The 21,731-nt window shown below is 58.6% G+C and carries 22 protein-coding genes; 14 read left to right on the forward strand and 8 right to left on the reverse strand.

The features are described from left to right. Nucleotides 1–34: 34 nt before the first annotated feature. On the reverse strand, nt 35–553 hold the full coding sequence (locus KW837_RS03210; protein WP_218395141.1) for a methylated-DNA--[protein]-cysteine S-methyltransferase: 519 nt from the start codon (nt 551–553) through the stop codon (nt 35–37). Between the two features lie 152 nt (nt 554–705). On the opposite strand from KW837_RS03210, the gene ggt reads away from it, so the two are divergent. The 3 genes from ggt (at nt 706) to KW837_RS03225 (ending at nt 4,312) form a co-directional block, all read left to right on the forward strand. After that, entirely contained in the window at nt 706–2,433 is a 1,728-nt protein-coding gene (gene ggt / locus KW837_RS03215; RefSeq protein WP_008068370.1) for a gamma-glutamyltransferase, read from the forward strand. A 229-nt stretch (nt 2,434–2,662) separates the two neighbouring features. Then, nucleotides 2,663–3,196: a cysteine hydrolase family protein gene (locus KW837_RS03220; protein WP_218394461.1), complete on the forward strand. Its 534-nt coding sequence runs from the start codon at nt 2,663–2,665 to the stop codon at nt 3,194–3,196. Nucleotides 3,197–3,307: 111 nt separating this feature from the next. Further along, on the forward strand, nt 3,308–4,312 hold the full coding sequence (locus KW837_RS03225; protein ID WP_218394462.1) for a helix-turn-helix transcriptional regulator: 1,005 nt from the start codon (nt 3,308–3,310) through the stop codon (nt 4,310–4,312). Nucleotides 4,313–4,424: 112 nt separating this feature from the next. Here the strand turns inward: KW837_RS03225 and KW837_RS03230 are convergent, their stop codons facing one another. Further along, nucleotides 4,425–4,778, reverse strand: coding sequence for a DUF6124 family protein (locus KW837_RS03230; RefSeq protein WP_218394464.1), 354 nt, complete (start codon nt 4,776–4,778; stop codon nt 4,425–4,427). A gap of 632 nt (nt 4,779–5,410) precedes the next feature. Here KW837_RS03230 and KW837_RS03235 point away from each other — a divergent pair. The 3 genes from KW837_RS03235 to KW837_RS03245 all read left to right on the forward strand — a co-directional run bounded on the left by KW837_RS03235 (nt 5,411) and on the right by KW837_RS03245 (nt 8,778). Further along, nucleotides 5,411–7,153, forward strand: a complete 1,743-nt coding sequence (locus tag KW837_RS03235; RefSeq protein WP_218394466.1) for an amidohydrolase — start codon at nt 5,411–5,413, stop codon at nt 7,151–7,153. 114 nt (nt 7,154–7,267) lie between these two features. After that, the gene (locus KW837_RS03240) at nt 7,268–8,008 is read left to right on the forward strand and encodes a TorF family putative porin (RefSeq protein ID WP_218394467.1); all 741 of its coding nucleotides are present in this window, start codon (nt 7,268–7,270) and stop codon (nt 8,006–8,008) included. 116 nt (nt 8,009–8,124) lie between these two features. Next, nucleotides 8,125–8,778, forward strand: coding sequence for a peroxiredoxin (locus tag KW837_RS03245; RefSeq protein WP_007904854.1), 654 nt, complete (start codon nt 8,125–8,127; stop codon nt 8,776–8,778). A 209-nt stretch (nt 8,779–8,987) separates the two neighbouring features. On the opposite strand, the gene KW837_RS03250 is transcribed toward KW837_RS03245, so the two are convergent. Beyond that, nucleotides 8,988–9,485 carry a heme-degrading domain-containing protein gene (locus KW837_RS03250; protein ID WP_218394468.1) on the reverse strand — a complete coding sequence of 166 codons (498 nt, stop codon included), beginning with the start codon at nt 9,483–9,485 and terminating at the stop codon, nt 8,988–8,990. 10 nt (nt 9,486–9,495) lie between these two features. Then, nucleotides 9,496–10,497 carry a LacI family DNA-binding transcriptional regulator gene (locus KW837_RS03255; protein ID WP_218394469.1) on the reverse strand — a complete coding sequence of 334 codons (1,002 nt, stop codon included), beginning with the start codon at nt 10,495–10,497 and terminating at the stop codon, nt 9,496–9,498. Nucleotides 10,498–10,698: 201 nt separating this feature from the next. Between KW837_RS03255 and KW837_RS03260 the strand changes: the two genes are divergently transcribed. The 3 genes from KW837_RS03260 to KW837_RS03270 are packed head-to-tail and all read left to right on the forward strand — an operon-like array spanning nt 10,699 to nt 14,247. Then, nucleotides 10,699–11,865, forward strand: coding sequence for a Gfo/Idh/MocA family protein (locus tag KW837_RS03260; protein ID WP_371317099.1), 1,167 nt, complete (start codon nt 10,699–10,701; stop codon nt 11,863–11,865). Further along, nucleotides 11,862–12,965 (forward strand): sugar phosphate isomerase/epimerase, encoded by a 1,104-nt coding sequence (locus tag KW837_RS03265; protein ID WP_218394472.1) that lies wholly within the window; start codon nt 11,862–11,864, stop codon nt 12,963–12,965. Before KW837_RS03260 ends, KW837_RS03265 begins: the two co-directional genes overlap by 4 nt. A gap of 49 nt (nt 12,966–13,014) precedes the next feature. Further along, nucleotides 13,015–14,247, forward strand: a complete 1,233-nt coding sequence (locus KW837_RS03270; protein WP_218394473.1) for a nucleoside permease — start codon at nt 13,015–13,017, stop codon at nt 14,245–14,247. A gap of 235 nt (nt 14,248–14,482) precedes the next feature. Here the strand turns inward: KW837_RS03270 and KW837_RS03275 are convergent, their stop codons facing one another. Next, nucleotides 14,483–15,343: a CAP domain-containing protein gene (locus KW837_RS03275; protein WP_218394477.1), complete on the reverse strand. Its 861-nt coding sequence runs from the start codon at nt 15,341–15,343 to the stop codon at nt 14,483–14,485. 253 nt (nt 15,344–15,596) lie between these two features. Here KW837_RS03275 and KW837_RS03280 point away from each other — a divergent pair, with 253 nt between their 5' ends. From KW837_RS03280 to KW837_RS03290, 3 genes are all read left to right on the forward strand, one after another. Then, the gene (locus KW837_RS03280; RefSeq protein ID WP_218394479.1) at nt 15,597–16,409 is read left to right on the forward strand and encodes an AraC family transcriptional regulator; all 813 of its coding nucleotides are present in this window, start codon (nt 15,597–15,599) and stop codon (nt 16,407–16,409) included. 90 nt (nt 16,410–16,499) lie between these two features. Continuing rightward, nucleotides 16,500–16,886, forward strand: a complete 387-nt coding sequence (locus KW837_RS03285) for a cupin domain-containing protein (RefSeq protein WP_030130977.1) — start codon at nt 16,500–16,502, stop codon at nt 16,884–16,886. A 366-nt stretch (nt 16,887–17,252) separates the two neighbouring features. Beyond that, nucleotides 17,253–18,074, forward strand: coding sequence for a MinD/ParA family protein (locus KW837_RS03290; protein WP_218394480.1), 822 nt, complete (start codon nt 17,253–17,255; stop codon nt 18,072–18,074). A gap of 155 nt (nt 18,075–18,229) precedes the next feature. On the opposite strand, the gene KW837_RS03295 is transcribed toward KW837_RS03290, so the two are convergent. From KW837_RS03295 to KW837_RS03305, 3 genes are read right to left on the reverse strand one after another with little or no spacing between them, the layout of a single operon-like run. Beyond that, the gene (locus tag KW837_RS03295; RefSeq protein WP_218394482.1) at nt 18,230–18,715 is read right to left on the reverse strand and encodes an adenosine-specific kinase; all 486 of its coding nucleotides are present in this window, start codon (nt 18,713–18,715) and stop codon (nt 18,230–18,232) included. A gap of 47 nt (nt 18,716–18,762) precedes the next feature. Further along, on the reverse strand, nt 18,763–19,266 hold the full coding sequence (locus KW837_RS03300) for an SLATT domain-containing protein (RefSeq protein ID WP_192342661.1): 504 nt from the start codon (nt 19,264–19,266) through the stop codon (nt 18,763–18,765). A 57-nt stretch (nt 19,267–19,323) separates the two neighbouring features. Beyond that, the gene (locus KW837_RS03305) at nt 19,324–19,896 is read right to left on the reverse strand and encodes an acyl-CoA thioesterase (RefSeq protein WP_218394483.1); all 573 of its coding nucleotides are present in this window, start codon (nt 19,894–19,896) and stop codon (nt 19,324–19,326) included. 111 nt (nt 19,897–20,007) lie between these two features. On the opposite strand from KW837_RS03305, the gene KW837_RS03310 reads away from it, so the two are divergent. Together KW837_RS03310 and yfcF are read left to right on the forward strand one after the other, a co-directional pair. Continuing rightward, nucleotides 20,008–20,973, forward strand: coding sequence for a GlxA family transcriptional regulator (locus KW837_RS03310; RefSeq protein ID WP_218394484.1), 966 nt, complete (start codon nt 20,008–20,010; stop codon nt 20,971–20,973). 111 nt (nt 20,974–21,084) lie between these two features. Continuing rightward, nucleotides 21,085–21,717, forward strand: a complete 633-nt coding sequence (yfcF, locus tag KW837_RS03315; RefSeq protein WP_218394486.1) for a glutathione transferase — start codon at nt 21,085–21,087, stop codon at nt 21,715–21,717. Nucleotides 21,718–21,731 lie beyond the last annotated feature (14 nt).

The following is a 21,731-nucleotide window of genomic DNA, read 5'->3' on the forward strand; positions in this document are numbered from 1 at the left end:
CTGAGAGATATTCCCTGTCTTTTTGTAGGGGCCGTTAGATAAACAAATCATCCATCCTGCCGGCCCCGTGGCACTCGTACCCCTCCAGCGTCAGCAACCGCTCTTTCGCCTCAAGCCCACCGGCAAACCCCGTCAGTTTCCCCGACGCACCGATCACCCGATGACACGGCGCGATAATCGAAATCGGATTCTTGCCATTCGCTGCACCCACCGCGCGAACCGCGCTGGGATTGCCGATCTGCCGGGCAATCTCGCTGTAGCTGCGAGTTTCGCCAAACGGAATGGTCAGCAGCGCGTGCCATACCTTCTGCTGAAATTCCGTCCCGGCAAAATCCAGTTCCAGTTCGAAACGGTTACGCGTGCCAGCGAAGTATTCCTGCAACTGCTGTGCGGTGCGCACCAGGATCGGGTTGTCCGCTGCTTCAGTCATCGGCCCCAGCCTTACCCGGCCTGGTTTGTCGTTTTCCCAGAGGATGGCCGCCAGTCGTGCGTCTTTCGCCACCAGTTTCAATTCGCCGACCGGAGACGCCAGGGTGGTGAAGGTGTAGGACATGCCGGCGGACTCCGCAAAAGTGCTGAACAGGGGGCCCAGCATACTGCCTCGTCGGGGAGGCGCAATACGCAATCCCAGCCATACTTGCCTACTGCTCTTGAACCGTTCCCGCTGTTTTTGAACAGAACCTAAAAACAAAAAGAGACTGACTCATGAAGTTCGAACCTTTTACCAAATCGCTCGTGGCAACCGCATTGGCGCTGAGCTGCCTGACCGCCCACGCGGCCTCCGTTGCCCCGGTCGCGGCCGAAAACGGCATGGTCGTCACCGCGCAGCATCTGGCCAGCCACGTCGGCGTCGATGTGCTCAAGAATGGTGGCAACGCCGTCGATGCCGCCGTTGCGGTGGGTTATGCGCTGGCGGTGGTGTACCCCGCGGCGGGCAACCTGGGTGGCGGCGGTTTCATGACGATTCAATTGGCGGACGGGCGCAAGACCTTCCTCGACTTCCGTGAAAAAGCCCCGCTGGCCGCGACCCCCGACATGTACCTCGACAAAGCGGGTAACGTCATCCCGGACCTGAGCACACGCGGCCATCTTGCCGTTGGCGTGCCGGGCACCGTTTCGGGCATGGAACTGGCCCTGAAGAAATACGGTACCAAACCCCGCAAGGAAGTGATCGCCCCGGCCATCAAGCTTGCCGAAGACGGTTTTGTGCTGGAGCAGGGCGATGTCGACTTGCTGGAGTACGCCACGGACGTCTTCAAAAAAGACATGCGCGACTCGGGCTCGATTTTCCTGAGCAATGGCGAGCCGATGCAGGTGGGCCAGAAACTCGTACAAAAAGACTTGAGCAAAACCCTGCGGGAAATTTCCGAGAAGGGCGCCGACGGTTTCTATAAAGGCTGGGTGGCCGACGCCATTGTCACCTCCAGTCAGGCCAACAAGGGCATCATCACCCAGGCCGACCTCGACAAATACCAGACCCGCGAACTGGCGCCGATCGAGTGCGATTACCGTGGCTATCATGTGGTCTCGGCGCCACCGCCAAGCTCCGGTGGCGTGGTGATCTGCGAGATCATGAACATCCTCGACGGCTACCCGATGAAAGACCTGGGCTTCCGCTCGGCCCAGGCGATGCATTACCAGATCGAAGCGATGCGTCACGCGTATGTGGACCGCAACAGCTACCTCGGCGACCCGGACTTCGTGAAAAATCCGATCGCCCATTTGCTGGATAAAAACTACGCGACCAAAATCCGCGAAGTCATCGATCCGCAAAAGGCCGGCGTGTCCCGCGAGATCAAACCCGGCGTGGCGCCCCACGAAGGCAGCAATACCACCCATTACTCGATCGTCGACAAATGGGGCAATGCGGTGTCGGTGACCTACACCCTCAACGACTGGTTCGGCGCCGGCGTCATGGCGAGCAAAACCGGGGTCATCCTCAACGATGAAATGGACGACTTCACCTCGAAAATCGGCGTGCCGAACATGTACGGTCTGGTGCAGGGCGAAGCCAACGCCATCGCCCCCGGCAAGGCGCCGCTGTCGTCCATGAGCCCGACCATCGTCACCAAGGACGGCAAAGTCGTCATGGTCGTCGGCACCCCCGGTGGCAGCCGCATCATCACCGCAACCCTGCTGACCATCCTCAACGTGATCGACTACGGCATGAACATCCAGGAAGCGGTGGATGCGCCGCGTTTCCACCAGCAATGGCTGCCGGAAGAAACCAACCTGGAGAACTTCGCCACCAGCCCGGACACCAAGAAGATGCTCGAAAGCTGGGGGCACAAATTTGCCGGGCCGCAGGACCCCAACCATATCGCAGCTATTCTGGTAGGTGCGCCTTCGCTGGAAGGCAAGCCTGTGGGCAAGAACCGTTTCTATGGCGCGAACGATCCACGGCGTAATACCGGGTTGTCACTCGGTTACTGAAACAGGCGATCACCGGCCACCTGAACTCCCCGGGTGGCCCCGATCCCGTAGGAGCTGCCGAAGGCTGCGATCTTTTGCCTCTGATGTCAGCGAAAGCAAGATCAAAAGATCGCAGCCTTCGGCAGCTCCTACAGGGGTTCGAACGCAGCCTCGCAAGCTCGACAGTTGCTACAGGTTAAAAAGGGAGTTGAATTGCATCGTTTTACCGACCGATCTAAGGAAGGAAGCCATGAGCACCGCACTCCTGATCATCGATGTCCAACGCGCGCTGTGCACCGGCGAGTATGAATGCTTCGACATCCAGCGCGTCATCGACACCATCAACGACCTCAGTACCAAAGCCCGGGCAACCAACATCCCGGTGATCCTGATCCAGCACGAAGAAGAGGGCGATCTGCTGCAATTCGGCGGCGAAGGCTGGCAACTGGCCGACGGTCTGAAGACTTCACCCCAAGACTTGCGCGTGCGCAAAACCACCCCGGATTCGTTTTACCAGACCCACTTGCATGAACAGCTGCAAGAGCTGGAGGCCGATCGTCTGATCATCTGCGGTCTGCAAACCGACTACTGCATCAACGCCACCGTTCGCCAAGCGCATCAATTGGGTTATGACGTCGTGCTGGTGGCCGACGCTCATTCCACTGTTGGCAATGGCGCGATGAGCGCCGAAGACATCATCGCCGAACACAACAAGGATCTGGCGCACCTGACCGGCTCCGTGGCGCGGATCGACGTGATGCCGGCCGGCGAAATCAAACTCTGAAACAGCGCCTACCCCGCGGCGGGGAGCTTGCGTGCCAGGGGCTGGACGCATTCGCTGTGCCTGTGGCATGGTCAAAAAAATAGTACGCCATGCAGCGAACAGGATCAGAACATGGGGGAGGGTGATGAGGTCGGCGCCAAGGCGTCGATGGCAACGCTGCAAGCGTTCAACCTTTGCATCTTGCACTTGGGGCGTCTTGCCCGAGATCGCGGTGCATCCCGCTTCATCACCGACGGCCTGCAGGCGTTCAGCCAACTGGTGCCCTTCGCTTCGGCCTGGTGGGGCGAGATGTCTGCGCCGGGTGTCGATGTTTCGACCAGAAACTGGATGCACGGGCGAATCAATCTGCCCGAGTCGTTTACCGCCGAGTGGCACACCTGTGCGCGCAACGACAAATTCTCCGATGACACCATGAGTCGACCCGGTGAGGTTGTGCGCGACAGCGGCTTCACCGACCCCAATGAAGAAGTGAATGTGTTCGCTCGGCGCCACGACCTCTACTACCTGATGTGCATCACCTTCGAGCTACCCGAAAGCGGCTTGATGTTCTTCGTCTGCCTCTACCGAGGCAGGGATGCCTGGGCGTTCAACGACAACGAGGCCGATCTGTTTTCGGCCTTCTGCGACCATCTGTTGCAGCTATGGCGATTCCAGGTGCAGGACATGATCCGCTTCGATACGGGCAACGGGGCGTCGGACTTTGGCGTCGCGCGCATGGACGGCAGTTTGCTGTACGTAGGGGCAACGCTGTGTGCAGCCATTGAACGTGAGTTACCCGGCTGGAACGGTTCAATGCTTCCCGCGCAGGTGATCGCGCAACTGCCAAAGGCACCCTGCGTCATGCGTCTGGGCCGCTGCGCCCTGACACTGAGCCCTAACGCCGAGCACGTTATCCTGTCGCTCGAAGCCCAGTCGCGCGGGGCGATGCTGGCGCCACGGGAGCGAACGGCAGCCATGCTGTTCGCCGCCGGCCATTCCTACAAGGAAATTGCCAAAATCCTGGAGTTGAGCCCTGCGACAGTCCGCACTTATTTGCGCAACTGCTACCTGCAACTGGGCGTGAAGAGCAAAGTGGAACTGGGTTCTGTCCTGCGTTCAGCGATGCCAGTCAGTTGAGCGCAATCCCTGTGGGAGCGGGCTTGCTCGCGAAGACGGCGGTACAGTCAACATTGATGTTGCCTGACCCACCGCTTTCGCGAGCAAGCCCGCTCCCACAGGGGAATGGAGCTCACACTTCTATTTTATCCAGCACGCGATTCGCGGTGATCTCCGCCACCATGATGCTGTTTGAAATGCCCAGCAGGGCGTAGCGCGACTCACCCTCCAGATGATCCACCAACTGATGGACCATCACATCGACAGAAGCCAGCGTCTCGACCAAAAAAACCGCCAGGGTTTCGGCCGTGGCTTCTGGATCCACGGCAAACATCTTGCTGGGTTTACGCTCGGTGGCTTTGATGTCGGCATTCGATGGGAAGTGGAAGTCGAGGGCGCGCTCGGCGGCCTCATTGAGCTTTTTTGAATCGGGTTCGTATGGGGAGATCGGATCGGCGTCTGGTGGGTTTGGCGTTACCTTGAACATATTTACGTCTCCAACAATATGGAGCCATCACCGAATCGCTGCTAAACGAGGGTGGCAGCTGTGTGCAGGTTAGCAGACCGGCGGAGACGAATCCGGCGCGCCCGAGGGCGCCCTGCGCACAGCTACCATAAAGTGCAGGCATGAAATGACCTGACTGTCTGGATGCAAATGCGCTTCGTCACGACGGGCTGCTAAACCCGATCACTGATGAGCAGTGACACGAATCAAGTTACCGAGTGACCCCAAAGCGCACAAGCCAGCGGATTCTGGTGCAGCCGTAGGCAACGGCGCAAGGTTTTGTAGCTTTCAGGAAGTAACTTTCAGGTCTTTTAAACAAGCCTCTTCGGTCTATGTTGAATGTGCCACCGTCTTCGCGAGCAAGCCCGCTCCCACAGGTTCCGCCGCTATCCAGATCGGACGCCTGTCATTTAATTGCCTCACCCCTCCTCATTTGTAGAGGTCCATCCGACGTTTGCGCCCTATAGGGTAGGCCTGCATGTCAGAGGCTTGCGGCCGTCTGTTCGGGACACTGCCTGAGCGGGGCCAAGGCGCCGTTCGTTGGACCCGATCCGAAGGCATTGTCACAAGCGTCCACATCCCGAATCGCCCGATAAAAACAAGAGAGTGTTCCGATGCGACTATTCATTCCCAACCTGTTGACCGCAGCCCTGGCCCTTTCCTCGGTGCAGGCTATGGCCGCCGCTGATCTTGTGCTGTTCAACGGCAAGGTCTTTACCGCCGAACCCGGTCAAGCACTGGTTCAGGCCGTGGCGGTGCAAGACGGCAAGATTCTTAAAGTGGGCAGCAATGCCGAGATCAACGCCCTGGCCGATGCCCGGACGCAACGAATCGATCTGGCGGGCAAAGTACTGATGCCTGGAATGATTGATACCCATAGTCACCCGGTCGTCGCGGCCTTCAACAGCCAGGGGGCCAACCTGCTGGATGAAGTAAAGCCGTTGCCGGAGCTTGAGCAATGGGTGATCGAGCAGGATGAAGCGGGGCGTGCACGGGCCGGTGACGTGATCAGCATTGCCGGGGTGAGTTCGGCCTATTGGGAGAAAAGCCGCGAGCTCGGTCAGCGCTTCAATCAGGGACGCTGGGCGGACCAACCGGTGGTCCTCAGCGGGATAGACGGGCATACCGGCTGGGCCAACAACGCGATGCTCAAGCGTCTGAAGATCGACGCGGCATTGGTAAAAGGTCTGTCGGAACAGGATCGCAGCTTCGTGGGGCACGCAGCGGACTTCACTCCCAATGGTTATTTTGCCGAGTCGCGCTGGGACAAGGTACGCAGTCAGATCCCCGCGCCCGGCAACGAGGTCATGCTGAAGGCCGCCCGCGAGGCGGTGAAGGTCAATAATCAATATGGCGTTACCGCCTGGATGGACGCGGCAGCGAATGCCGGAAGTGGCGATTCGCTGCTCGATTTCCAGGCCACCGAGCAGAGTTACGGTGTTCTACCGCTTTACCGCGAACTGGCGCAGAAGGGCGAGCTCAATGCCCACGTCGCGGCGCTGCTGCTGGCCAACCCAAAGAGCCGGCCGGCCGATCTGGAAGTGCTGGCCAAGGTGATGAAGAAATTCGAGGGCGTGCCCAACCTGAGCTTCCCGGGCATCAAGGTCTTCGCTGACGGCGTCCTGGAGTTTCCAGGGCAGACGGCAGCGGTCATCGTTCCGTTCACCAACAGTCACAAAAACGGTCAGTTGCTGATCGACCCGGCACACTTTGGTGAATTGGTGGTCGCGGCGGAGAAGTGTGACTGGATTGTGCACACGCATGCGGTCGGCGACCGTGCCGTACGTGAGTCACTCAATGGTTTTGAATACGCGCGCAAACTCAACCCGACACCGATGGCCCACAGCATCACGCACCTGCAACTGGTCAATCCGAAGGAGTTCCCGCGCTTCAAGCAACTCGGCGTGATCGCTTCCATGCAGCTGCTGTGGGCTACCGGCGAGTCTTACACGGTGGAGTTAGTCAAACCGTATATCAGCGCGTTCGCTTACGGTTACCAGTATCCCGCCAGGTCCCTGCATAACGCCGGTGCGGTCATCGCCGGTGGCAGTGACTGGCCGGTGTCCAGCCCCAACCCGTGGAATGCCATCGCTCAGGCCAGCACGCGCAAAGGGCCGCTGGGTGTGTTGAATGCCAAAGAAAGCATTGATCGCCAGACCATGTTCTACGCCTACACCCTCAATGCCGCCAAAGTCCTGCGGCTGGAGCAACAGATTGGTTCGCTGGTGCCCGGAAAACAGGCCGATCTGATCATCCTCGACCGCGATGTGTTCAAGGTCAGCGACGACGAACTGTTCGACACCAAGGTCCTGAAGACTTTCTTCGCTGGCAAGCAGGTTTACGCGCCCGCGTCCTGACCACTTGCCGGCAGCACCCAAAAAAATGCTCCTGCTCCTGCTCCTCGCATGGCGAGGGGCCGGGCAGCGCCATGCCCGACATCACCCGCTGATCCATAAAAATAAGAGACTTGTATGAACGTACGCTCAGCATTGACCGTTGCCAGCCTCGTATTGGCTCCCCTGACCAGCCAGGCACTGACGCTTAACGATGACTTCAGCCTGGACATGACCCTGGGCGTTGTCAGTGACTACCGCACCCGAGGCATTTCGCAAACCCTGGGTGATCCGGCGGTTCAGGCCGGCGCCACGCTGGTGCACAGCAGCGGCTTGTACATTGGCGCCTGGACCTCGAATGTCGATTTCGGCGGCCCATACAAAACCCGGCAGGAACTTGAGTACTACGCGGGCTACTACTGGCAGGCGAGCGAGGCAATCAGTCTGGATCTGGGGTACCTCAAGTACGACTATCCAAAGGAAGGCCAATTCAACATGAGTGAGGTCTACGCCATCCTTGACGTTTATGGCGTGAAGCTCGGCGCCAACTACTCAAACGATACGCCGAACTTCTTTGGTGAGGATCAGGACACCCTTTACACCTACCTCAGCTACAAAATCGAATTGCCGGCCGAGATCGGCCTGGACCTGCGCGTGGGTCGCAACGATGTCAAAGACCCGGCTTTCTGGTCCGCCAACGGTGAAAGTCGCGATGCCTACACCGAGTGGGAAGCCAAACTGACCCGTGATTTCGTGGGCGTGACCTGGGGGCTCAGCTACATCGATACCGACCTGTCGAAAAGCGAATGCGCGAGCTGGTACGGCTATGGCGATCTATGCACTGCCACCGTGGTCGCCAGTGCCAGCAAGGCCTTCTGAGCCCGTGTGTTCAGTCGTCTCCTATACTGATCCGCGTTGACAGGTTCAACGCAGATCCTGAATGCCGTTGGAGCAGCCAGCGGCTTCCCTACGACTCAACAGTAAGGAGAACGAACATGGCAATCCGTATTGGCGACGAAGCACCGGACTTTACCGTCGAAAGCACCGAAGGCCCGCTGCATTTCCACGAGTGGATCGGCGACAAGTGGGCGATCCTGTTTTCGCACCCCAAGGACTTCACCCCGGTGTGCACTACTGAGCTCGGCTACATGGCAGGGCTCAAGCCGGAGTTCGATAAACGCAACACCAAGATCGTCGGGCTCAGCGTCGACCCTGTCAGTAATCACCAGACCTGGGCCAAAGACATCGAAGAGACCCAGGGGCATGCGGTCAACTATCCGATGATCGGGGACGAGAATCTGGTGGTGGCGAAGCTCTACGACATGATTCATCCGAATGCCAGTGGCGGCGCACGGACTGCCGTGGACAACGCTACGGTGCGTTCAGTGTTCATCATCGGGCCGGACAAAAAGGTCAAGGCGATGCTGATTTACCCGATGAGCGCCGGGCGCAACTTCGATGAAGTGCTGCGTCTGCTCGATTCTCTGCAATTGAACGCCAAGCACACCGTCGCCACCCCAGTGAACTGGCGCCCGGGCGAGGACGTGATCATTCCCACTTCGGTCTCCGATGAGGACGCCCGGAAGAAGTATCCGGATGGCTTCAAAACGCTGAAACCTTATTTGCGCACGGTGGCGCAACCGAAGTAACCGATCTGTTGGGAGACCCAATGCCAGTCAATTAAGCGAAATCCATGTGGGAGCGGGCTTGCTCGCGAAAGCGGTGTGTCAGGCGACATCAATGTTGACTATGCCGCCGTCTTCGCGAGCAAGCCCGCTCCCACAGTGATCGGTGTTGTTCGCAAAATTTGTGTACGTTGCTAATTCATTTGTGGGCAAGCCTCAGTGGCGACTGCGCGCTACTCGCCCTCAAGCGCGAGTTCGCTCGGGTCGGCCCCACACATCTGCGCCAAAACCTGAACCACCAGGGCATGATCCTCACGCTGGGGCAGCCCTGAAACGGTGACGGCGCCAATGCACCCGACGCCTTTGACCGATATCGGGAAGCTGCCGCCATGATCGGCGTAATCACGCAGGGGTAACCCCATCAAACCTTCGAGTGAGTCGCCCTGAAGCGCAAAGGACCGGCCTACGCGGTATGAGCTGAGTTCCATCAGTTCCACGACATTTCGCTTGCGTCGTGCCCAGTCGGCATTGCTGGCAGAGGTTCCGGGCATCGAGTAGAAAAACACCGTGTCCCGCGCCAGCCTGACCTCAATCGTGGCGGACACGCCTTGCTCCTCGCAGGCGGTTTTCAAACGGGTGCCCAAGTCCCAGGCCGTCGCTTTGTCGAAGCGCTCAAACTTCAGGGTTTCTTCCTGGAGTGCGATGCGTTGCAGGTCGGTTTTGATGTCCATGATTTCTCCCTCATCCCTTTCGGGCGGTCGTACTGTTACGCACGGTTAATGTGAACGGCAGCACCACATGGCGGTCCGGGATGGGCTTTTTTTCGATGAGGGCGATCAGCATTTCAACGGCTTTTTGGCCAAAGATTTCGGCGGGTTGCGCGATGGTCGTCAACGCGGGATCACAGTAGGCCGCGAACGGAATGTCATCGAAACCGACCAACGAAATATCGTCGGGGACCCGCAAACCCTGTTGTTTGATGCGCTTCAACGCACCGATCGCCATTTCATCGTTTTCGCAAAAGAATGCGGTCGGACGGTCGGGCAGTTCCAGCAGCATTCCCGCGCCATCAAAACCGGCCTTTAACGTGAAGTCTCCGTGGCAGATCAATTGTGGATTCGAGGCGATCCCGGCCTGGTGCAATGCATCTTGATAACCGGCCACTCGGTCGCGTGTGAGCGGGCTGCTTTTCGGGCCTTTGATCAGGCCGATCCGGCGATGGCCCAGATCGATCAGATGCTCCGTCATGGCCTTGGCCGCTGCCCGGTTGTCGAGGCTGATGGTCGGATGCCGCCCGCCTTGAATCACCTCGCAGGCATTGACCAAGGGCGGTGATTCGCCGTTGGGGAAGGGCGATTCAAAAGGGTCGTAGGCGCGCAACTGAATCACGCCATCGGCTTGGTGGGCGTACGCCAGCGCGGCAAATTCTCGCTCGATTTCCTCGCGGCCCTGGGTGTCGCACAACAGCAGTCGATAACCGGCCGCCTGCGCCGCCTGTTGGGCACCGCTGATCACCCGTGCGAAAAACGTGTTGGCGATGGCCGGGACCAGAATCACCAGATTGCCGGTTCTGCGCGAACGAAACTGCACGGCCATAAGGTTCGGCCGGTAGCCGGCCTGTTCCACGGCTGCATTGACCTTGTCCCGGGTTTCGGGGAGTACGCGCTCGGGCGACTTCAGCGTTCGGGACACGGTGGCCACCGAGACGCCGGCCAGCCGGGCTACTTCACGGATATTGGACAAGACGACCTCGTTATCGAACCGGCAGATGTAAGCGTGGCCGGCGAGCTTACCGCAGTCCGGCCGTGCGCTGAAATGAGCTTCATTTTTAATCCAGGGTTTGACACCTGAAGTCACTGAGCCTAAATTTCCCGCATGATGTAACCGGTTACATCATAGTCAAACCTGAAGCGCTAATCCGCCCCGAACAAGAGAAAATTCGCGATGAATGTTGCAACGGCAAAAATAAGAATGGGGTTTGTCGGGGGCGGCGAGGGCGCCTTCATCGGCAAAGCCCACCGCCAGGCTGCCGGCCTCGATGGTCGTTTTGAACTGGTGTGCGGTGCATTCAGCCGAGACGCCCGCAACAATCAGGACACCGGCGCCGCGCTGGGATTGTCCGCCTCACGCTGCTACAGCGACTGGCAGCAGATGCTCGATAGCGAGCGCGCACTGCCTGCCGACCAGCGCATGGAGCTGTTGGTCATCGTCACGCCCAATCACTTGCACGCGCCGATTGCCAGCCAGGCACTGAATGCGGGTTTTCATGTGTTCAGCGAAAAGCCCGCGGCACTGAATCTGTCCGAACTGCTGGCGCTCAAGGCGGTGGTGCAGAGCAGCGACCGCCTCTATGGACTCGCCCACACGTATCTGGGTTATCCGATGGTCTGGCAGGCGCGCAAGATGGTGCGTAGCGGCGTGATCGGCGCTGTGCGCAAGGTCATCGTCGAGTACCCGCAAGGCTGGCTGAGTCGGGATGTGGCCGGGCAGGGCAACAAGCAGGCGAGTTGGCGCGATCAGCCCGAGCAGTCAGGGCTGGGCGGCTGCATTGGCGACATCGGCACCCATGCCTTTTCGCTGGCCGAATTCGTCGCGGACCAACCCATCGAACAGGTGTGCGCAACCTTGGGTTCGCACATTGCCGGGCGGCAACTGGACGATGACGCGGCGATGCTGTTCAAGATGGCCGCCGGGGCCAGCGGGGTGTTGATCGCCAGCCAGGTCTGCGCCGGAGAAGAGAACCCGTTGAAAATCCGCGTCTATGGCGACAAGGGCGGGCTGGAGTGGCGTCAGGAAGAGCCCGCGAGCCTGATCCATCGCTCCCTCGATCAACCATTGAGCATCCTTCGTTCCGGTGTCGGCCAGCCCTGGTTATGCGAGGCCGCCAGCCAGCGCATGCGTTTGCCTGCCGGGCATCCCGAAGGTTATCTCGAGGCCATGGCCAATCTCTATGGTGATTTCGCCACCGCGATCCGCAGCAACATCGAAGGCAACGATGCCCCCGGCGTGCCGGGCATCGACGTCGGGTTGCGTGGCATGGCGTTCATCGAGGCGGTGGTCGCCAATCATCGCGGCGACGCGAAGTGGACCCAACTGGTCTGCAACCCATGAATCCGGAGAACCCTCCCGTGAACCACACCTCCCCAACACCGGCAGGCCTGCGCGGCCCGGGTATTTTTCTCGCGCAGTTCATGTCCGCCGAAGCGCCCTTCGACACGCTCGCCAACATTGCCCGCTGGGCCGCAGCGCAGGGTTACAAAGCCATTCAATTGCCGACCCTGGGCACGCAGTACATCGACCTGGCGCGCGCCGCCGACAGCCAGGATTACTGTGATGAGTTGAAAGCCGTCTGCGCCCAGGCAGGTGTCGAAATCAGCGAACTGTCGACGCATCTGCAGGGCCAATTGGTGGCGGTGCATCCGGCGTTCGATACGTTGTTCGATGACTTTGCCCCCGAGCATTTACGCGGTCAGCCTCAGGCCCGCACCGAGTGGGCCATCGATCAGCTGAAGCTCGCCGCGCGCGCCAGCCAGCGCTTGGGGTTGAAGGCGCACGCGACGTTTTCCGGTGCGTTGCTCTGGCCTTACGTCTACCCGTGGCCGCAACGCCCGAGCGGTCTGGTCGAACAGGGGTTTGCCGAACTGGCCAAGCGCTGGTTGCCGATCCTCGATTGTTTCGAAGAGGCCGGTGTCGACCTCTGCTACGAGATCCATCCCGGCGAAGACCTGCACGATGGCGCCTCGTTCGAGCGTTTCCTTGAGGCCGTCGATCACCATCCGCGCGCCGCGATCCTTTACGACCCGAGCCATCTGCTGCTTCAGCAAATGGACTATCTGGGCTTCATCGATCGCTACCATGAGCGCATCCGCATGTTCCACGTCAAGGACGCCGAGTTCCGGCCAGACGCCCGTTCGGGTGTCTACGGCGGTTATCAAGGTTGGGTCGATCGGCCTGGCCGCTTCCGTTCCTTGGGCGATGGGCAGATCGATTTCAAATCGATTTTCAGCAAATTGACGCAGTACGACTTTGCCGGCTGGGCGGTTCTGGAATGGGAGTGTTGCCTGAAGGATTCGGAGCAGGGCGCCGCAGAAGGCGCGGCCTTCATCCGCCAGCACATGATCAGCAAAACCCGAAAGGCGTTTGACGATTTCGCCAGCGTGGCGTCCGACGAGCGTTTCAACCGACGGCTATTGGGTTTGCCCGACGCCTGAAAACCTGTTTGCCCCTTTCTCCAAAAAAAACAATAAGACGGTGATTGATATGACCCTGATGAGTGCGCGATTAAGCGTAATGATGTTCCTGCAGTTCTTTATCTGGGGCGGATGGTTCGTGACCCTCGGCACCTTCCTCTCCAGTAATCTTGGGGCCAGCGGCGGGCAGATCGGCATGGCGTTCTCGACGCAGTCCTGGGGGGCGATCATCGCGCCCTTTGTGATCGGTTTGATTGCCGACCGCTACTTCAATGCCGAGCGCATTCTTGCGGTGTTGCATCTGATCGGCGCGGTGCTGCTGTTGCAACTCTATCGAGCGCCTGACTTCAGTGGGTTTTACCCGTTCGTGCTGGCCTACATGATGATCTACATGCCGACGCTGGCGTTGGTGAATTCGGTGGCGTTCCGGCAGATGCGCGACCCGGCCCTTGAGTTCTCGCGGATCAGAGTGTGGGGCACCATCGGCTGGATTGTGGCGGGCGTGGTGATCAGCTTTGTGTTTGCCTGGGATTCACAACAAGCGATCTCATCCGGTGGCTTGCGCAACACGTTTCTGATGTCGGCCATCGCCTCATTCGTGCTCGGAATCTACAGCTTCAGCCTGCCGCGCACCGCGCCGCTCAAACCTGAACCAGGCAGTGTCGGCTTGAAGCAAATACTGGGGCTGGACGCCTTGGGTTTGTTGAAGGACCGCAGTTACCTGGTGTTCTTCATCGCCTCTATTCTGATCTGCATTCCGTTGGCGTTTTATTATCAGAATGCCAACCCGTTCCTGGCGGAAATCGGCGTGACCAATCCAACCGCCAAGATGGCGATCGGGCAGGTCTCGGAAGTGCTGTTCATGTTGCTCCTGCCGCTGTTCATTCAGCGTTTCGGCATCAAGATCGCGCTGCTGGTGGGAATGCTGGCGTGGGCGTTGCGCTACCTGTTATTCGCCTACGGCAACAATGGGGACCTCGCCTTCATGTTGTTCACTGGCATCGCCCTGCACGGCATCTGCTACGACTTCTTCTTTGTTTCAGGGCAGATCTACACCGATGCCAAAGCGTCGGAGCGTTTCAGAAGCTCCGCGCAAGGGCTGATCACGCTCGCGACGTACGGCTTGGGCATGCTGATTGGCTTTTGGGTGGCCGGGGCGGTCACCGATCACTATGCGTCGGCGGATAGCCATGACTGGAAAAACATCTGGCTGTTCCCGGCAGGGTTCGCGTTGGCGATATTTTTCTGTTTTTCGCTGGCCTTCAAAGGGCGGCAAAGCGTGGCAGCGCCGTCGAGTATTTGAATAATGCCCCGAGTCTGAAGAACACCGTCGGAACCTGTGGGAGCGGGCTTGCTCGCGAAAGCGATGTGTCAGACGACATCAATGCCGACTGTGCCGCCGCCTTCGCGAGCGCTTTTTGTAGGAGCCAGGCTTGCCGGCGAAGGCGATCTGAAGGACGCCTTCGCCGGCAAGCCTGGCTCCTACGAGTTTTGCGATCAACCGACTGGTATTTTTGGGGTTATGGAACGCGCCTGATTCAAGGCGCACCAAACAACATCGTCCAATAAACACCTTTATCGCTGCGCGAATCGGCGGCATAGGCTGCGCCGACCTGGGTAAACATCGGGTTCATCAGGTTGGCGCAGTGCCCGGGGCTGGCCAGCCAGCTGGCCATCGCTTTGTTCGGTGAACTTTGCCCGGCGGCGATGTTTTCGCCGATCTGCCGACCGCGGTAACCGGCGGCTCTGGCCCTGTCTGCCGGCATATCACCGTCAGGATCGCGGTGGGCGAAGTAATTTCCGTAGGCCATTGCCTTGCTGTGGCCTTGCGCGGCGGCCCCGAGGGCGGCATTCCAGGTCAACGGCCGTGCGGCGGCAAAGCGTTGGCGGCCGCACATGCGCGGCCTGGCCCGTGCCGCATTGACCTCGGCCAGCAACGCCTTGCCCGCTGCTCGCGAATCACCGGCACGTCCGTCGAACACCGGTTGCGCCAGCACTATCTGCCATTCGCTACGGGAGCGAGTGACGCCAATATCGGCGAACTGAGTATCGAGCAGCGCCCCGCAGTAGTCGCTCTCAAGCATGTCAAACGCCTCATCGGCATCTTGCGCGCCGACTACGCGAAGGGTGCGCACCGTCACCGCTTGATAGCCGTTGGCTTTCAAGGCACTTCGCAAACCGCCGCCATAACCGACCGGCAAGGCCAGGTTCGATTTCAGCGACAACGGCCGCAACGGCTTGACCGTACGCCCTGCGCAGCGATCGGGATCGGCGCGGTAGTCATTGATGACCTCCACCAGTTGCCGTTCCCCACTGGCATGGGCGGGGCTGGCGAGCAGCGGGAGCAAAGGCATCAGGCACAGAGAGATAAAGCGACAGCGGCGGACGGTTGGGCGCATGAACGGACAGCTCTGATGAGATGACGACGATAGGGGGACAGGAGCGAGCAATGACCGTAGGAGCGCTTCGTTGGGTGAGCTTCTTTTACGGCACGGCTAAGACTGCGGGTCTGAAGACTGGTTCACGAGGGGAAGAGACAAATTTAGCACCGCCGCCGTGGGGGCTGATTCAGGCTTGCACGGGTCAGCCCGTCGGAGGACATCGGACACGCGGGCTGGTACCGTACTGACATCATTCAGGTGGTACAGGGACATGACGAAAGCCAGGGGTGACAAGGATTGGGTAAAGCGCTCGGCTCAGCCGTTGAAGATGGAGCGTATCGAAGCCTTTTTTGGCGGCCATGGGTTTACGCCGCATCGCCACGATACGTATGCCATCGGACGAACGCTGTCGGGTGTACAAAGCTTCCAGTACCGCAACACCAAGCGTCACAGCCTGCCCGGGAAAACCATAGTTTTGCATCCAGACGAGGTGCATGACGGTGAAGCCGGCACCGAAGCGGGTTTTCATTATCGGATGATCTACATCGAACCTGCTTTGATTCAGCAAGTATTAGGCGGCAAGCCCTTGCCCTTCATCGAGGGTGGTATATCCAGCGACCCACGGCTTTATGCCGCGACTCAGGTGCTACTGCAAAACCTCGACGCTTGCATCGAGCCCCTGGAAGAAGACGATGCCATTTACGATCTCGCGCAGGCGTTGGATGTGAACTCGGGGCAACGCGGGCGGCGCAAGTCGTTTGATTTCGCAGCGGCCGAACGCGCGCGTGCGCTGATTCATGAGTCGCTGCATCGAGTCATTACCCTGGAGGAGTTAGCGCAGGCCAGTGGTCGAGACCGCTGGAGCCTGAGCCGTGATTTTCGTGCGCTGTACGGTACTAGCCCCTATCGATACATGACTCAACGACGTCTCGATCTGGCAAGAGCACTGATGTTCGGCGGCTACTCGATGGCGGAGGCGGCCGTCTGCGCAGGTTTTTTCGATCAAAGCCACATGACGCGTCAGTTCGTCCAGACGTATGGTGTCTCACCCGGTCGATGGATGAAAAGGCTGGGCCTTGTTTAAGGGCGCTCGACTTGCACAATCATGCAATACGCAGTGCTGGTCCTCTCCTAAAGTCAGACCTCGATAACGTGTCTAGTGAGGGCGACTCAAATGCATTCCCAACCCGGCGTGACAACCTGCACCGCGATTAACTTTGCCGAGAAATTTGCTTTGTTCAGCGAGCAATGGGCGCCCAAAGTTATTGCCGAAATGAACGACTACCAGTTCAAGGTGGTGAAAATCGAAGGCGATTTTGTCTGGCATTCCCATGCCGACACCGATGAAACCTTCATCGTCCTTGAAGGCGAGCTTCGCATTGATCTTCGAGAGGGGGCCGTCGTGGTTCGGCAGGGAGAAATGTACGTTGTCCCCAAGGGCGTCGAACACAAGCCGTACGCCGAGCGAGAGGTGAAAATGTTACTGATCGAGCCGCGTGGCGTGCTGAATACCGGCGATCAGGAGGGAGAAAGAACCGCAATCAATGACGTCTGGATTTAGACGCTTCAGTATTTTCTCCATTTTGTATGGGTGAGCAGGGCTAAGGCGCCTTTTACGGCAAGATAGCTGCCGAACAGGTTGCTGTAGAAGGACAGGTGTTCGCCCATGATCTGGCCCAGCGAAGTGCATCATCGATGAGGGCTTTGAGGCTCTATCGGTACATCTGCCAGCAAGCATTCAGCAGCGCAGTGTCATTCTCTGAATCAACCCATTAGCGGCGTTTTCGTTGAAAAGGTTCGATGGCAGGTGGCGAAGTGCCTCTCGTCGGAAGACAACGCGGCTATTTCGCGCTTTTCAGCTATTCTTGCGGCATCTGGACGGTGGCCATGACGTACTGGCACACGATGCGCAAGGAAGGAAGACAAAATGGATGATGTGCATTGCGTGCAAGTTATCGCTGTAACTGGCGGTAAAGGTGGCGTGGGCAAGACAACGGTGGCGGTTAACCTGTCGTTGGCGCTGGCCAAAATGGGGCGGCGTGTCGTATTGCTGGACGCCGATCTGGGCCTGGCGAATATCGATATTCTGTTGGGGCTGACGCCGCGCTACACGCTGGCCGATGTCATCGAAGGGCGTTGCGAACTGTCCGAGGCGCTGTTGCCTGGGCCTGGAGGCATTCGTGTTGCCCCGGCCTCTTCGGGCTTGCAGAGCATGATTCATCTGGAACCGGCGCAATACCGTGCGCTGATCCAGTCCTTTGGCGATATTGGTGACAAGCTGGATGTGCTGGTGATCGATACCGCCGCCGGTATTGGTGGCTCAGTGGTCAACTTCATTCGCGCGGCCCAGGAAGTGTTGGTGGTCGTGTGCGATGAACCCACCTCAATCAGCGGCGCCTACGGGCTGATCAAACTGCTCAACCTGAACTACGGTCTGCACCGTTTTCGGGTGTTGGTCAACATGACGGGCAGTCCGTCGGAAGGCCGCAATCTGTTTGCCAAGCTGGAAAAGATTACCGACATGTTCCTGGATGTCTCGCTGCAATACGTCGGCGCGATACCCAACGATGAATGTGCGCACAAAGCCGTGCAGAAGGGGCGTGCAGTGCTTGAAGCCTTTCCCCGTTCCAAATGCGCTCAAGCCTTCCAGGCCCTGGCTCACAATGTCGATAGCTGGCCGTTGCCCACTCATCCGAGAGGGCATGTGGAGTTTTTTGTTGAGCAACTGGTGCAGAATTCGGGCAGGTGAGGTGCAAGGCCTAATGCCAGTCAGTCAAGTCGCACAACCTGTGGGAGCGGGCTTGCTCGCGAAGACGGCGTTACAGTCAAACATTGATGTCGCCTGACACACCGCATTCGCGAGCAAGCCCGCTCCCACAGGGGATTTCACTTAACTGACTGGCATCACAACTTGTAGCCGATCTGCCGCAACAAGTTCTTGCGCCACAGAATGTCGTCATCGCCTTCAATGTCTTTGGCACAGAAGCCATCCACCACGCCCACAATCCCGCGTCCCTGTCCCGTCTCAGCGAGAATCACTTCGGTGGGATTGGCCGTTGCACAAAAAATACGGCACACCTCTGGCACCATTTTGACGGTGTTCAACACGTTCAGCGGATAGAAACCGTCGCCCAGGAAAATGATGAAGCTATGGCCCGCGCCGATGGCTTGCGCATTTTTCTGCGCCAGTTCGATCATGGCGGTATCGGTGCCGGACCATCGCACCAGGCATTTGCCGGAGGCTTCACAAAAGGCCACGCCAAACTGGATACCTGGCACGGCATTGACCAACGCTTCATGAATATCCTCGACGGACTTGATGAAATGCGTCTGGCCCAAAATGAAGTTCGTCGCTTCTGGCTTGTCGATTTTCAACGTGATGAGTTGCATTTCAAACGCCTCCTTTCACGATGCTGCGGGCCAGGTCTGGCCGTTGATCAAGCCGGGACGGTGTCTTGCCCCGCTGGCGGTGGCTCTGTGTAGACGCGAACATCCCCCAGTCTCCTTATCGTCGACTTGGGCAAGGTCGGCGCATCTAGCAGAATCGAATCAATGCGCTTGCGGATGTCAAAAACGATTGGGCCAAGGATAGCCTCGTCCTTGCCACTGGCGATTTCGTCCTGAATCTCACGCGATATCGCCCCGAGTTTCTCCGCGGTGTCTTTGTGCCCGGCAGCCCGGGTGTCAAAGTTCAGGAAGGTCTGAACCGAACTCAACACCAGGGTCAGAAGTGACAGGACACCGGCTACGTATTGGAGCCACACGGGCGAGGAATCACTGATCGAGCCAAAGACGCTGGCGCTGACGATCGCCGACAGCACCACGCAGGGAATGCCCAGTTTCCAGCTGAATTTCTCGAAATCCCGGGCACTGATTTCATGTTCAATCTGCAACCGAACGATCATGCGATTCCATTTGGTCAGTAGCTCGAGCCGGCTCATGGTTGCAGTCCTTGGCAGGGGGATTCAGAGGAATATTAGCTTCTATTTGGCCGCCTGTTAGGGTTCAGAGACAGGACGGCGCTGAGGCGCCAGGCCTTCTTCCTCTCGGAGTTGGCGGCTCATATCGTCGCAGCTTTGCGACCAGGTTGTCAGCCACGGCGACATCTCGGGTGACTGTTCAGCCAATCCCAGCTCCCGGACAAACTCGGCAGGTGCGACCGTGCCTTTGGCCGCGCGGAACAGCCCTCGCATGATGACGACGCCAACTACCCGTCCTTTGCTCACGAAGCGGTGTTCCATAAAGCTCCACTTATTGTCCCAGCCGAGTATGCGGGTATGAATCTCAAACGATTCGAACAGCTTCAGCTCCCGCCGAAACTTGCCCCAGGTATCCCCAACGATCGGCACCGCCCTATGGCGCAGGGCCACTCGATAGGCACCGCTGCGCAGGACGAAGTCCATACGGCCTATATCGGCCAAGGTGAAATAGCGGCCATTGGTGACGTGCCGGTTGAGGTCAAGATCGAGCGGCCAGACGCGCATGCGGATGACGGTAGTGGCCAGCCCATCAACCGGCTTGCGCCATGGGCGACGAAACAGCATGAGGAACAGTCGAAACCAGAGATTCATAAATACGCCGAGGGCTGAGTAGAGCGGTGCACTTTAGGACGGAGAAATCGGATAAGGTAGGTGCACAAATGACTTTTTTCATGCGAAAAGCGCAATCTGGATCATTCATTCATGCACGTTACTTTGCTACTGGCTGATCAATGTTCCGCCGCCAGCGCCACCTTGGCGCTGGAGGTGCTCAGTGCCGCCAACCTGTTCGCCGACACCACCAGCGCGCCATTTGATGTAGTCGTCGCCTCTTTGGATGGCGGTGACGTCGCCGCGTGGGGCGGGCAGACGCTACGCGTGGACCGATCCATCGACGAAGTCTGTCGAACCGATCTGGTGGTGATCCCGGGGTTCCTCTTCACCCTGAAGGATGCCTTGCCTGCATTTGCAGGTTATGGGCCGTGGTTGCGCAAACAGCATGCGCAAGGTGCCGTTGTGGCTTCAATGTGTACGGCGACGTTCATGCTGGCCGAAGCGAGAATGCTGGACGGTATTCGTGCCACCACGCACTGGGCCTTTGCCGATCTTTTTCGCCGTCGATATTCCACGATCTGTCTGGAGGAGGAGCAAATCCTTTGCGAGGATAATCGCGTCATCACCTGCGGGGGCGCGAGTGCTGCCATGGATCTTTTGCTGCACCTCATCCGTCGGTTCGCTTCATTGGAGCTGGCGCAGAAGTGTGGCAAATATTTGTTGGTCGACAACGTGCGCAGCGAGCAATCGGTCTATGTCATGTGGTCACTGCCGAAGAACCATGGGGATGGCGATATCTTGCGAGTACAAGATTGGCTGGAGGATAACTTCCATCAGCCACTGTTGATCAATGACGTGGCCCAGCGATTCGGGTTCGGCGTCAGGAACTTCAAAAGGCGTTTCAAGGAAGCCACTGGTTATACGCCGCTAACCTACCTGCAAGCGCTACGCGTGGAGAGGGCAAAGCAGCTTCTTGAGTCGACACGAATGACGCTGGACAGCATCACTTACAAAGTCGGTTACGAGGATGGCAATTCCTTTCGCAGGCTTTTTCGGCAGCGAGTGGGCCTGCTTCCAGCGGCTTACCGAAAGAAGTTTCAACCGGGGGCGAGCTGAGCTGCTATCAATCGCAGGTATTCCGCTCAGGAATGTCCCCATAAAAATCATGAATTTTCTTTATGGCATCGGATCTCGTAGCGTGTCTGCTCACCCTATGGAGATGTCCTCGTGAATGATTCCCGCCTGCGCCTGTACGTTGATGCTCAATTCACCAGCCCCTATGCCATGTCGGTTTTCGTGGCCCTTCGCGAAAAGGGTATCGAATTCGAACTGAGCCCGCTGGACCTCGACGCGTTCGAAAACCAGGCAGAAGACTATGCCAGCCTCTCGCTGACCCAGCGCGTACCGACGCTGGTGCATGGCGATTTTGCCTTGTCTGAATCGTCGGCGATCACTGAATACCTGGAAGACGTTTTTCCTCAGACGCCGGTTTACCCGCAAGAATTGAGGCCGCGCGCGAAGGCACGACAAATCCAGGCGTGGCTGCGCAGTGACCTGCTGCCCATCCGGCAGGAACGTTCCACACTGGTGGTGTTTTATGGCCTCAAATCAGCGCCCTTGTCGCCCGCTGCCGAGTCGGCAAAGCGCAAGCTGATCGGTGCCGCACAAGCGCTGCTGGTTGACGGTCGCGAGTACTTGTTTGGGCAATGGTCGATCGCCGATGTGGATCTGGCCTTGATGCTCAACCGGCTGATACTCAACGGCGACGCCGTGCCATCCGCACTGGTGGAATACGCCCAGCGTCAATGGCAGCGGCCTACGGTGCAGGAGTGGGTCAAACTGCAACGTCCTGCGCTGTAGCGGTGTGAAGTCAG

The organism is Pseudomonas sp. PDM24 (assembly GCF_019218905.1).
Taxonomy (GTDB): domain Bacteria; phylum Pseudomonadota; class Gammaproteobacteria; order Pseudomonadales; family Pseudomonadaceae; genus Aquipseudomonas.